The organism is Enhygromyxa salina (assembly GCF_000737335.2).
Taxonomy (GTDB): Bacteria; Myxococcota_A; Polyangia; order Nannocystales; family Nannocystaceae; genus Plesiocystis; species Plesiocystis salina_C.
This window is the reverse complement of sequence record NZ_JMCC02000040.1, coordinates 98,072-111,070: the sequence shown is the minus strand read 5'-3', so window position 1 is coordinate 111,070 and position 12,999 is coordinate 98,072. Positions and strand designations below refer to the sequence as shown.

Sequence of the window (12,999 nt, the reverse complement as noted above, 5' to 3'; positions counted from 1 at the left end):
GGGTTGGGGAGACGGGGGGTGGGCGCTGGTTTTGGGCTTGCGGGGGCGGGGGGATTTTTTGTTTTTCTTGGTCGGGGCGGCGGCTCGCTCGGCGCGGATGCGCTCGAGCAGGACGCTGGCGGGCTCGTCGTTGGGATCCTGGGGGACGAGCTCGCCGCGGAAGGCTTTGGCTAGGATGGATTGGTTTAGCCGAACCATCTGTTCCATCATCGCTGCTCCTTGATTAAGTGCATCGTTCAAATTCAGGCATCGATTGACTGCACTAACAAGCTCTTTCTGTTCTGGTGACGGCGCAATGGGGACAGGAAGACTCCGGCAAATCTCCAGGGTCAGGTTGAGTTGCCCCGAAGTAGCCTTTGCCCGGCGCTGTGCCCACACCAAAGTAGAGTCCGAGAGAAGTGTCAGCGACAGGTATTTGGAGCACAGTCCTCCCAGAGGTCGATACCTGACAATCGCCTGGTTAATGTTCCACTCTGCGTAGGCTGTCGGTACAATGGAGACTTTGCCTAGAGGAGGTCCCACAATGTTCATCAGCACGTCTCCCGGTTTGCAGCCTGACCGGCTGAGGGGGCCAGCGTGGGTCTCTTTGTCGATGTAGGTTGGGTCGATAGAGAAGTCCAGGGCCCCATTCATTGTCAGGTTGTACACTTTTATGTATGGGATATCGCCGTGCTCCTGAGTCATAGATGTCGAATCTGGCGTAGTCCCCTTCGTGATGAAATCGGACACCTCCTCGGCTCGTGCCCAGCACCACCCCCGCGGCAACTCCGGCAACCCCGCCGTATCCACCGGCTCCGGCTCGACATACTTCGCCTCCGCCTTCGCCCGCGCCTTCTCGACCACCGTCGCCGCGTCCGCCTCCGTCCACGCCTTCCCGGCCGCGCGGGCTTTGGCCTCGGCCGTAGCCCGGGCCTTGTCCCCGGCGGCCGCGATGAAGCGAGCCTTGCGCTCGACCCGGATGCGCTCGAGCAGCGCGCTCGCGGGCTCGACGTCGGGGTTTTGCTCGCGCCAGGATGCTGTCAGGTCGCCGCGAAACGCGGCCGCGAGCACGGACTGGCGGAAGCGCTCGAGCAGCGGGCCGATCGCGTCGAGGGCCTGCTTCGCGGCGTCGCTGTGGGTCTGGAGGGCCTCGATCTTGGCGACGATGCGGCGCTGCTCGTTGAGGGGAGGCAGACATATGTGAAAGGCTTTTACTTCGGGGAAGTAAATGGTGCTATGTGTCGTCCCCTTTGAGAATGAGTGAAGGGATTGGTTCTCGGCGATAAATAGATGTTTTAACCACTCCGGGTTTAGACCTTCGGCGCAGATCCAGTTTACAAAATCCTGGCTCGTTGCCATGTCCCTCCCCATTACCACTACATAACCAACGGATGCGGTCCGACTCAGACACACCGTCCCTTCGGGGAGAATCCTCGCCGCAGAGTTCGCTAGCCCTGCATCGTTCGTGCACTCCAGAGTCGTCAAGATCGTCATTCCGTGATGGATCCTGGCGTCCTTGATGCCGATCCATGGTACATGTCCTCCCCACCATTCAGGGTGGCTACGACTCGGAGTATGGCCACTCTCGAGTCGTGCGATGTCGACCAGAGGCGTCCAACACCAACCTGGAGGAGCCTCAGCGCCGGTATCTCCCACGCTGAGTGCGTACTGGCCAGGAATGATATTGAGGGTGGCTGCGCGACCGCTCATCCTTCCAGCACCTTCATCAACGCCTCCATCTCCCCCATCGCCGTCCGCAAATGCTCCAAGATCTCCCCCGCAATCTCCTCGGGCGGCGGCAGGTCCTCCGCCCGCTCCGTATTCTCATCCCGCAGCCAAGACAGATCCAAGTTATCCCCCCGCCGCCGAATCACCTCCCGCTCAAAGCACCGAAACCGCCCCTCCTCCCCACCGTCGACCCGCTTCGCGCGCCCATCCGCCTGGCCCCCATACGCCTCCATGAACGGCAACAGATGCTCCCGCCCAAACGGCGTCCGCTTCCCAAAGCTCGGCATATTCGTGCGCAGATCGTAGACCCAGACCGCCTCCGTGTTCCCCTTGTCCGTCTGCCCGCGCTCGAAGAACAACACGTTGGTCTTCACCCCCTGCGCATAAAAGATCCCCGTAGGCAGCCGCAAGATCGTGTGCAACCTGCACTTGTCCATCAGGTCCCCGCGGATCTGCTGCCCCACGTTATCCTCGAACAGCACATTATCCGGCAGCACCACGGCCGCGCGCCCCCCAGGCTTCAGCCCACGATAGATATGCTGCAAGAACGCCAGCTGCTTGTTGCTGGTGCTAAACGTGAAGTCATCCCGCGAGGGCCCGCCGCCGCCCTTCTTGGTGCCAAACGGCGGGTTGCTCAACATCAGATCCGCCCGCCCCAGCGCCGCCCCGGTGGGCGAGAGCGTATCCCCCAGCTCCACGCGGCCCTCGATCCCATGCAGCATCAAGTTCATCAGCAACAGCCGATGGGTATCGGGCACCAGCTCCATGCCATAGATCGCCTCGCGGACCTGAAAGCGCTGCTCCTTCGGCCCAAGGTCAAACAGGTCGTCGGTCCGCTGCTTGATGTAGCGATCGGCCGCAACCAAGAACCCCCCGGTGCCCGCAGCGGGGTCCTGCACGCGCTCCCCCGCCTGCGGCTGCACCAGCTCGACAATGCAGTCAATCAACGCCCGCGGCGTGAAGTACTGCCCGGCCCCAGACTTGGTCTCCCCGGCGTTCTTCTCGAGCAGCCCCTCGTAGAGATCCCCAAGCCCCTCCGAGCGGGCGGAGTACCAGTCCAGGCTGTCAATGTTCTCAACCAGCTTGGTCAGGTTCTTGGGCTGGCGCAGGGCCGTGCTCGCGTTGGCGAAGATCGCCGTGACCAGCTCGGGCACCTTGCGCAGCGCGCCGTCCTCGTCCTTGAACTCGGGCTGGCTCAGGTTCACCAGCAAGGTCCGATAAAAATTGAGCTGCCCAATCCCATCGCGGGCGGCGAGGTCAGACCAGCGCCAGCCTTCGGGGATCAGGGTGGGCTTGGCCTCCTGCGCCGTCTCTGCCTCCATCTTGAGGAAGAGCAGGAAGGTGAGCTCGGTGACGTACTCGTGGTAGGTGATCCCGTCGTCCCGCAGGACGTTGCACAGGTTCCACAGGCGGGCGACGATTTCGGTCGTATTCATGCGGGCGCGAGCAGGACCTTAACCGCTCACCCTGCGTCGGACCAGACCGCCTCGTTGAGCTCGCGCAGCAGATCCTCGAGCTCGCCGCCAAAGGTCTTGTCGAGGCGCGTGAAGCCGCCCGCCTGGCTGAAGGCCTCGTCCTGGTCAATCACGGCGCGATCCACCACCTTCTGCTCGACCAGCTGCTTGCCGATCCGCGCGAGCCACTTGCGCTGCGGACCCGTCCAGTCGCGGCTGGCAAGGATCCGATCCAGCGCCGCCTGCACGCGCCGGGGGTAGGGCACCAGCGGCGATCCCAGGGCCTGCCCGCGGATGAACCCGATGATCGACGCGGCCATCTCCTGGTTGGTGCTGTCGCGCCACGCGCCCTCGAGGTTGGCCTCGGTGTAGCCGGCCTGGGCCAGGAGCAGGCGCAGCTCGACGAGCTGGGCCCGGGTCAGATCCCGCGGTCGCTGGGTGACAACCAAGAGCGCGGGGATCTCGTTGAGGTTGTCGCGGATGTAGGCACCAAAGGACTCGAGGTAGTCCGCGGGCTGCTTGCCGCCGTAGCCCCGGGTGATCGCCACGACCTCGTCTTCCTCGGTCGAGATCGGCAGCACCTTGCCCTCGGCCACCAGCGCGTCGAGCCAGTCGGCGAGGGCCGGGCGCTCGTGCCACCAGGCCAGGATCTCGTCGGGCCCGGCGTTGCGCAGCTGGGCGATGAGCGGCTCGAGGTCGGTGCCGCTGAGCTCGCTAAACTGCTCGCGCTTGGTCCCGTGCAGCGCCCGGTGCTTGCGCTGCAGCTTGGCGATCAGCTCTTCGCAGATCCGCTGGCGCTCGGCCAGGGTCCGCACCACTTCCAGACCCTCGAGCAGCGTGGCGAAGCTGGTCTTGACGTCGCTGACCACCGGCTTCATGTCGGTGTGCTCGTAGAGCGAGCTGTAGATGTCGACGGCGTCGAAGATGCGAAAGTAGTGCTTGCCAATGTCGGGGCACAGGCGGGTGCCCCGGCCGATCATCTGGTCGTAGAGGATGCGGCTCCGGACCCGACGCAGGAACACGAGGTTGACGAGCTCGGGCACGTCGATGCCGGTCGTCAGCAGATCCACGGTCACGGCCACCCGCGGGTTTTGCTCGTTCTTGAACCGAGCAATGATCGAGGCGGGCTTGTCGACGGCGCCGGTGATCTTGACCACGGCGTCGTTGTCGGTGGGCCCGTAGCGGTCCGTGAACGCCTCGAGCAGCATCCCGACGACGTCGTCGGCGTGCGAGTCCTTGACGCAGAAGATCAGGGTCTTGCCAGGCAGCGAGGGGTCGATCTGCTCGGCCAGCGCGCGACATACAGCCCGGTTGAACGCCGGGACGAGCGCCTGCTTGTTGAAGCCCGCCGCGTCGATCTGCACGTCGTCGGGGGCGTGGATGAGATCGACCGCCTTCGTGTCCGTGCGGTAGATCTGCATCTCCTCGCCGAACGCCCAGCTGACGCCGGTCTGGGACAGCCGCGTGGTGATGCGCGTGGGGGGCTCGTGGTCGACCAGGTAGCCCTCGATCACCGCGCGGCGATAGCTATAGGTGTAGACCGGGTCGCCGAAGATCTGGGTGGTGTGCAGGGCCGGCGTGGCGGTGAGGCCGATCTTCACGGCGTCGAAGTGGTCGAGGACCCGGCGATACTTCGAGACGTACTCCTGCTCCGAGCGATACGCGAGCTCCCCCTCGGACATCTCGCGGTCTAGGTTGTAGCCGCGGTGGCACTCATCGACGATGATGCAGTCGTACTGGTCGACGGGGGTGTGGACGTCGTCGGCGTCGAGGCGGCTGACCATGGCCTGGATCGTGGCGATCTGCAGGCGGGTGTCGCTCTCGGGGTCGCCCTCGCCGAGCTCCTTGACGTCGTAGATGTCCGTGAAGCTGCGCTGCTGCTCGAGCTTCAAGTTCTCGAACGCCTGCATGGCCTGTATGCCCAGGCTGGTGCGATCGACCAAGAACAGCACGCGGTTGAAGCGGCCGGCCTTGATCAGGCGGTAGGTCAGGCAGATGCAGGTGCGGGTCTTGCCCGTGCCCGTGGCCATGGCCAGCAGCAGCTCGCGCTGGCCCGCGGCGATCTTGTCCTCGACCGCGGCGATCGCCTCGCGCTGGTAGGGGCGCAAGGGCAGGTAGTCGAGGCTCTCGCTGGTGAGCTTGGCGTTGGCGGCCTCGAGGTCCTGGTTGAGCAGCTTGGCGAGGCCCTCGGGGCTCATCCAGCCCTCGAGGGCGCGGCGCTGGTTGGTGGGCACGCGGGCGTCGAGGTGCCAGATCCCCGAGGCGGCCAGGAACTGGCGCACGAAAGGGCGGCCATTGGTAGCGAACAAGAAGGGGACTTTGTACGCGCCCCACGGCCCGCCCGCGGCCTCGATGTCGTCGCCAAACTCGAAGTCACGGCTGTAGCGCTTGGCCTGCTCGAGGCAGCCGCGCACGTCCTTGGACTCGCGCTTGACCTCGACGATGCCCACGGGGCGCAGGCCGTCAAACAGCACGTAGTCGGCCGGGCCCGAGCGTGTCGGCCACTCGGAGATCGCTCGCTTGTGGCCCTTCTCGGGGCGCGCACCCTTGCCGTGGCGCAGCACTTCGGAGTCGACCTCCCAGCCGGCCGCGCGCAGCTGCAGGTCGATGCGCTCGCGGGTCTCGGCCTCCGTCAGCTCGACGCGACCCGCCGCCTTGCGGGCCAAGTCGATCCGCGCGGCGCGTTGCTCCTTGGTCTGGGCCTCGGCCGCCGCTTGCAGCTTGGCGAGCAGCGCTTCAAAGGCTGCGCGCTCTGCCGCGAGCAGCTCCGCGCTCTCTTGTCCAAGCTCGAGGGCCGTGGCCGCCTCGGCGTAGGCCTGCTTGGCTTCTTGTTCGGCCGCGGCGCGCAGGTCTGCCTGTTGTTTGGCGTTGAGCTTGGTCTGCCGCAGGAGAGCCCGCTGCTCCGCCAGCTCGGCGCGCAGCTGCTCGAGCCGTTGCTCGAGGGCGGCGTGGGCATGCTCGGGCGTTGGCGGGGGCACGAAGGGGGCGCCCTCGAAGTTCGCGTCATGAAAGGAGCGGTGGAACCACAGCGCGAGGGTGTGGGCGGTCTTGAGGTGGTGCAGAGCCTCGCGCTGGGTGCCCGCGTCCTCGTGCACGGCGGCGTTGCCCGCCTGGCGCAGCTCCGTGAACATTTGCTCGATCTCTGGACCGAACAGCGCCTCATTGACGAGGCGCTCGATGAGCTTGGCCTGGGGCTCTTTTGTCTTCTTGTGGATACCCACGGTCGCCGCGGCGCCCTCGGCGATGAGCTCGCCAAAGCGGCGAAGCTTGGTGAGCGCGCCGGAGGGGTCGTTCGCGAAGTGTTGCTCGGCTAGGGCCGCGGTCTTGACCATCAGTTCGCTATGCTTCGCGAGGAATGCAAAGTTGACTGATTTAAAGGTCATCATTGCCAGTGTCTGGGGAGGCGCGTTGCTGGACAACTGAACAAAAGTGCCGACCGGCCGATCGGGCGGTCTCGTTCTCGCTGACGGCCGGGTACGCGGGGTGGGCCAAGGCGCGGGAGTATCTCGCGCGGGATCGCAAGAGTCCGTCGGTGCCGGTGTCGATCGCGGCGCTCGAGCAGGCGCGGGAGCGGCTGGCGGCGCGCGGGAGCTTCGACCTGCCAAGCGCCGACGAGCTCGCGCTTTAGGCTAGCTGCAACATGGGGGAGGCGTCGTGAAGGCCGAGCGCCTGCTGGGCAGTGTACCGACTTGCCGGCTATCGTGGGCGCATGGTCCGGGTCGAGGTCAACGAGCTGCTGCCCGCCCCGATCGACGCGCTGTTCGAGCGCCTTGTCGATCACGAGAGCTACGCCAGCTACGACGGCGTCTCCACCTCCACGCTGACCCGCTGCGGCGACCAAGAGCGCAACGGCGCGGGCGCCCAGCGACGGGTCCGGCTGGGCGCGGTGGTTCTGTGGGAGGACATCGTCGCGTTCGAGCGCCCAACCCTGATGGAGTATCGGATCGTCAAGGTCCGCCCGCCGCTGATCCGCCACCTGCTGGGTCGGGTGAGCTTGGCCGCGGAGGGGCAGGGCACGCGGGTGATCTGGGTCAGTGAATTCGAGGTGCGGATCCCCGGCCTGGGTCGGCTGTTCGAGCCCAAGCTGGGGGCTGACTTCGATCATGCGTTTCGTGCGATGCTGCATGAAATGGCCCGTCGGGCCAGCTCGGATCGTTGATGCAATGACCTCCTCCCGGCTTCCTACAGTCATGTTCGCGGCGCTCGTTTGCAGCGCCTGCACCAACCCCAGCAGCTCCGAATCCGGCGAATCCGGCGAGGCCGGCGAGGCCGGCGAGGCCGGGGAGACCGGCGCGTCCGAGACCAGCGGGCCGATCGAGCCGCCGCCGCCCTCGTGCAATCCCGCCGCTGCCGGCAGCTCCGGCGAGGTTCAAGCGCCCGTGTTGCGCGCGACCTTGCCCGGCAGCTGGGACGAAAACTGGCTGGCCTCGCCCGCGCTGGTCGACGTCAACGGCGACGGCCTGCTCGACATCGTGGCGGCCCGCCACTCGGTGCTCTACGTCTACGATCACGCCGGGGCGCCCCTGTGGCAGGCGGCGTGGAGCTACAGCGCGTCCAATTCGCCCGAGCACGGTGAGGTTCGGATGTGGTCTTCGGCCTGCGTGGGAGACTTTGATCAAGACGGCGACGCCGAGATCGCGGTGGCCGCGAGCCCCGACGCGAGCGGCTACAACGTTGCCGTCTACGATCACACCGGTGAGCTGCTGCCGGGTTGGCCGGCGGCCTATGGCGACGCGGAAGTCCGCAGCATCGCGGTCGCGGACGTCGACGGCGACGGGGCCCACGAGATCCTGATCAACAAGCAGGCCACCGGTCCGGCAACCAACGTGTTCGAGCTCGACGGCAGCACCGCGGCGGGCTGGCCACAGGTTGGCGATTGCACGGCGCCGGCCGGCGATTGCATCGACTATGGCGGCTTCAACCAGAACATTGGCGCGGGGGATCTCGACGGCGACGGGGTCCTCGACGTGGTCTCGACCTACGACGCGATCGGCTTTGGCGTGTGGTCGGGTGACGGCACGAATTTCACGACCCACCCCGACTTCATGGATAGCTGGGTGACCGGCGTCGAGGCCTACCATGACCTCGCGCTGGCGATGCAGGGCTGGGGCACGGGCGATCGCTCGGAGTTCACCTATTCGCCGCCCGTGATCGCGGACATCGACGCAGATGGCGACTATGAGGTGGTGCTTGGCGGGGACCACGAACACAGCGAATCAACCGACAATCAGGGCGTGAGCGTGTGGGTGCTCAACGCCGACATGACCCGGCCGGCTGGTTGGGAGTGGCCCAAGGACGCGGGGGCGCCGCTGGCCTACGACACGGATCTGGGCCACAACATCGTGCCGAATTACCCTGCGCCCGCGGTTGGGGATCTGGACGGGGAGCCGGGGCTCGAGATCGTGCTGCCAACCTACGACGGGCGGCTGTGGGCGTTTCGCTCGACCGGCGAGGTGATGTGGACGTATGCCTATGGTTCGGTCAATCCCTTCGTGGGGGCGAGTGAGGCGTTGATCGTTGACCTCAACGGTGATGGCTCGCCGGAGATCGTGTTCAGCACCTATGCGAGCGGTGAGCCACGCATGCCCGACGCGGCGACGCACCTGATCGTGCTCGACGCTGGCGGCAACTTGCTGCATGAGATCGAGCTGTCCAATCGCGGCTCGATGGCTGCGCCCTCGGTGGCGGATCTCGATGGGGACGGGGGGCTCGAGTTGGTGATCTCGCTCAAGGACTCGCTAGGAGCGGGCGAGGGGGGCGTGCAGATCTGGGACTTGCCCGGGGCCTCGGACAACTGCGTGGTGTGGGGGACGGGGCGTGGGAACCCGCTGCGCACGGGGTACGTGCCTAACTAAAAAGATCCTGGCGCTCGCGCCGACGCCAGGGACCGATCAGCCCAAGCACCAACAACCCCAGCCCAATCCCCAAGGGCGCCGACCCCCCCGGCGTCGAGCACCCGCAGGTCGTGTCGTAGGGCAGGTTGTAGCCGCTGTCCTCGGAGCCGCCCTCAGCGTTACCGCCATCCGCTTCCTCACTGCCCCCATCGTCCCCCACGCTCTCATCCGTCACGCACTCGACCTCGCTCTGGTAGCCCGCATACACACTCGCGATCAGCTCCGCGTTGTCCTGCACCAGCTGCGGCGGCCCCATCATTGGGATCTGCTCGATCCGCAGCGCAGCCGGCATCTCCTGCCACGCCGGATGCGGCGCGCTGGCGGGATAGACCGACCCCTCGGGCACACACACGGGCGTGTCGACATCTTCAACGTTCACGTGAAACAACTGATCCCCGCCGCACAGCACCTGGTTGGTGGTCGTGACCCACGTGTCCGAGACGGCCGGCAGATCCACGTTGGCGTGAAAGGTTGGATCCAGCGTCATCTCGCTTGGCGAGATCGTGGTGTGCAGTCGGGTCAGCTGCGGCCAGGTGTCGAGCAGGTCGACGGCGTGCAGGCCCGGGTCGATGATCCGCTCGACCAGCGCGGTCGCGAACGCGTCGGCGTTCCACGCGTCTTGATCAATCTGGTTCGCGTACCTGGCGATGTTGTTCCAAAATTCGTTGGCGCTCAGGCCATCCGGTACGGGGATGAACTCGGCCAGCAGCGAGCGAATCAGCGGGTGTGTGTTGAGCCCCTGGTCGCCAATGATGTCGATCGCGGCGATTGGATCGACACCAACGAACGCCGTCTCGTCCCACGTCTCGCGGTAGATGCTGCCGGTCAACACGCTGGAGCTCGGGTCCGCGTACTCGGTCACGAACGCGTGACCACCAGCCTCGTCCACGGCAACGCTCAGGTGCTCGAGATAGCCGTCTGTGGTGGGCCCTTTGAATGACGCGGGCAGGCTCCAATCGTAGTAGAGCGGGTTGAGGACCACGTGCTCGTAGTTGCTTGGCGCCCAGCGATCTTGGGCCAAGAAGTACGCGCGGATCCCCATGTCGTCTTTGGCGGCGATGCGCGTGAGCCTGATCGGTACGCACGGCTCGTCGCCCTGGAACCTGAACGTCAGCGGGTGAATCTCGTCGACCTCGGCCCCGGCCGTGAGCTTCACGGCCGCGAACAAGAAGCCCTCATCTAGGTACTCCTGCAGGATCGGCTCGGCCGCGGGGTCCTGCGCGTAGTTGTTGGCGGTCAGGAAATCGATGACCTCGATCGCCGTGCCGCCTTGCAAGACCACGACCTCGAAAGCCCCGACCACGGCCTCATACACGACCTCGGGCGGCCCAGGATCGCTCTCGAGGTCCAGGCACCCACCGGGCCCACAGCCCCCGCCATCGTCACCCGTGCCGCCGCTGTCTTGCCCCCACCCTGGTCGGTCCTCGTTGCAGTCGTACTCGCGCTCGACCTCCCTGCGCGGCGCGGTTGCTGAGCTCATGGCGGTGAACAGCGGATCGGAGCCAACCGTGACCTCTGGGATCCCCTGGATCGGCAGCACCCAGGCGAAGCGCTCGGCCTCGCCCGTGTACTCGATGCGGACGTGAACCTCGATCGTGGGTCCGTCGATCACGAACAGGATGTCCTCGCCGCGTTGGTCGACGGGCATCGGGTTGGGCAGGTTGTCGCAGAAGGTCCCGCCGCAGGCCTGCGCGGTGCGTGGCGCCGCCAACAGGGCGAGCGATACCAACGAAGTCAGGGCAATCGACGAGCGCAGGGACAGCATGCTCGGGATCATAGTCGAAATGCGTTGCCGGATGGCGGCCGCACGCTCGCGCTCAGCGTCGCCGCCAACGGCGACACGCCAACAACCCGAGCAGCCCCCAGAACCCGCCAAGTCGACCCTCGCCGCCGGGCGAGGCCGCGCACGCACAGCCGCGGCCCGACAGCACGCTCGCGTCGTCGCCGGTCCCGGTCTCACCGTACCCACCGTCACCGGACTCACCCTCGCCAGCGAGGGTGTCCGCCTCTCCGCTGTCCGAGTCGCCGTCGCCATCTCCGCCTGGGTCGCCGTCGCCATCTCCGCCTGGGTCGCCATCGCCGTCCCCACCTGGGTCGCCATCGCCGTCGCCGTCGCCGTCGCCTTCGCTCGACTCTTCCTGCGGGACCGGATCCGGCTCGCTCGTCGTGAATTTGGGGATCCCACCGCAGTCGTTGAACGCACAGCAAGGATCAAACGGAATCTGGTCGAACACCGTCGCCAGCGCGACCTCGAGCTCGAACTGGCTGCTGCCGACCAAGTGCGGCTTGGTCCCCGCCGATCCCCAGTCGGCGATCGCCTGCAGCTGCGCGAGCATGACCGGGTCATTCTCGTCGACGCCAAACCCGATCACGCGGGTCGTGATCCCATCGTTGGCCATCGCCTGCAGCGGCGCCTGGATCTGCGCGTCGGTCGAGTGCCCGTCATACCGGCCGCCAAGGATCACGACGTTGAGGTACTGCGTCTGCGGCGTGGTGGGATACGGCGCCATCGGATCCTGGGCGGCCTCGTGGTAGCTGGCATGGTTGGCCGCGAGCAGCTGGAGTCCGGTGTGGAGCGACCGACCCGAACCCTGACACGCCTCGCCGTCTTGGCCCGCGCACTGCGGCATGTGGCTCTGGGTGGGCGTGTCGAAGCCTGGCGGATCTTCGGTGCCGTCTTTGAAGGTCCAGGTGATCGGCGGACCGGCCCACGGATCCTCGCAGCCCGGCTGCTCGCACGAGGTCTGCGGGTCCAGGGCGAACCAAAAATTATCGTGGGCGCAGGCGGCATACTGAACCAGGATCTTGGCCTCGTCGGGCTCTCCAAAGCTGGCCAGCCCGAGCTGCGCGACGTCCTCGACCTCCCCGAACGGCGTGTCGTAACCGAACAGCGAGGGCTCCCCCGCGAGGGCGTCGCGAGCTTGATCCCAGCGCCCCGTGCCCGGGCTTGCCGGGGTCGCGTTCGGCCCTTCGCCGAGGTTGAGCATCGCCGACGAGCCATCCAGCAAGATCATCACGCGCGGCGGGCCATCGGCGCACTGCGGCCCTTCGAGCGAGTCGTTCACCGCGTCCACGACGGCGTTGAAGGCCTCGTCGAGCTGCGCGGGCGAGCTCGCGTGAAGAGCCTCGGCGGTCCCGCCAGCGGCCGCGAGCTGATCGGCGGCGACCTCGGCCTGCGGATCGTCGGCCAGCGCGATCACGTAGGTGCGGATCCCTTGCTGGTCGAACATCGCCGCCGCGCTGATCGCCGGGTCTTGGTTGGCGGGGATCAGCGGCTGCGATCCGTCGACGCCCGTCCACGCGCTGTCGGTCACCACTACGTTGACATACGCCCGCGCCGGCTCGAGCTCGTCCTGAGCGTGATCGGACTTGGTCGCCGCGATCTCGCTCGCGGTCGCGTCGAGGGCCCCCTTGGTCCACGTGCCGATCCCAAACGGGCTGCCCATCATGGGCGCAGGCGTGGCCGCAAGCGCCTCGCCGATCACCTGCCCGTTGCACTCGAGGTACTCGCCGTTGTCGTCATCCCAAGCGACATCCAGCGCGACGCCGTCGACGAGACCCGAGGCCTCGTTGGAGATCACCGTTCCGGGCGCGATCGGATCGGGATCGTGACCAAAGCGCAGCAACGCGAGGTGGGTGGTCTGGCTCAGGTAGCTGCCGGGCGCCGTGATGTTGGTGATCGCCGCGACCGCGACCTCCCAGCGGGACAGCTGGTTGATCTGATCCCACTCGAGGTTCATGGAGGTCGAGTAGTCGACGATCAGCATCACGTTGGGCTTTTTAATCGAGCACTCGCCCTCGGCCGGACACTCGTCCATGCCGCCCGCGCTGGCCGACTGCCCGCGTGAGCCCACCGCAAACGCGAGGCCGATGCCGGTCAGCAACGCGAGCTGCAACCCAAGTCGCCGCCAATTGTCACCCAACAGCTTGCGCATCGATTCACG

At 66.4% G+C, this 12,999-nt stretch carries 8 protein-coding genes; 3 read left to right on the top strand and 5 right to left on the bottom strand.

The features are described from left to right. The 3 genes from DB30_RS16750 to hsdR all read right to left on the bottom strand — a co-directional run. Nucleotides 1–1,689 (bottom strand): restriction endonuclease subunit S (locus DB30_RS16750; protein WP_146659261.1); only part of this gene is annotated, 1,689 nt, incomplete at its 3' end. Then, nucleotides 1,686–3,143: a class I SAM-dependent DNA methyltransferase gene (locus tag DB30_RS16745; RefSeq protein ID WP_052550058.1), complete on the bottom strand. Its 1,458-nt coding sequence runs from the start codon at nt 3,141–3,143 to the stop codon at nt 1,686–1,688. The genes DB30_RS16745 and DB30_RS16750, both read right to left, overlap by 4 nt. A 26-nt stretch (nt 3,144–3,169) precedes the next feature. Next, a complete protein-coding gene (hsdR, locus tag DB30_RS16740; protein ID WP_146659259.1) occupies nt 3,170–6,544 on the bottom strand; it encodes a type I restriction-modification system endonuclease in 3,375 nt (1,124 codons plus the stop codon). 8 nt (nt 6,545–6,552) lie between these two features. Here hsdR and DB30_RS16735 point away from each other — a divergent pair, with 8 nt between their 5' ends. From DB30_RS16735 to DB30_RS16725, 3 genes are all read left to right on the top strand, one after another. Then, nucleotides 6,553–6,789, top strand: a complete 237-nt coding sequence (locus DB30_RS16735; protein WP_146659257.1) for a hypothetical protein — start codon at nt 6,553–6,555, stop codon at nt 6,787–6,789. 81 nt (nt 6,790–6,870) lie between these two features. Beyond that, nucleotides 6,871–7,320: an SRPBCC family protein gene (locus tag DB30_RS16730; protein WP_052550053.1), complete on the top strand. Its 450-nt coding sequence runs from the start codon at nt 6,871–6,873 to the stop codon at nt 7,318–7,320. Nucleotides 7,321–7,351: 31 nt separating this feature from the next. Then, nucleotides 7,352–9,016 (top strand): FG-GAP repeat domain-containing protein, encoded by a 1,665-nt coding sequence (locus DB30_RS16725; protein ID WP_052550051.1) that lies wholly within the window; start codon nt 7,352–7,354, stop codon nt 9,014–9,016. Here DB30_RS16725 and DB30_RS16720 read toward each other — a convergent pair. Beyond that, nucleotides 9,009–10,820, bottom strand: a complete 1,812-nt coding sequence (locus DB30_RS16720) for a DUF2330 domain-containing protein (protein ID WP_240480254.1) — start codon at nt 10,818–10,820, stop codon at nt 9,009–9,011. The two genes, DB30_RS16725 and DB30_RS16720, sit on opposite strands and share 8 nt — an antisense overlap. A 52-nt stretch (nt 10,821–10,872) precedes the next feature. Then, nucleotides 10,873–12,990 carry a vWA domain-containing protein gene (locus DB30_RS16715; protein ID WP_052550048.1) on the bottom strand — a complete coding sequence of 706 codons (2,118 nt, stop codon included), beginning with the start codon at nt 12,988–12,990 and terminating at the stop codon, nt 10,873–10,875. Between the last annotated feature and the right edge of the window lie 9 nt (nt 12,991–12,999).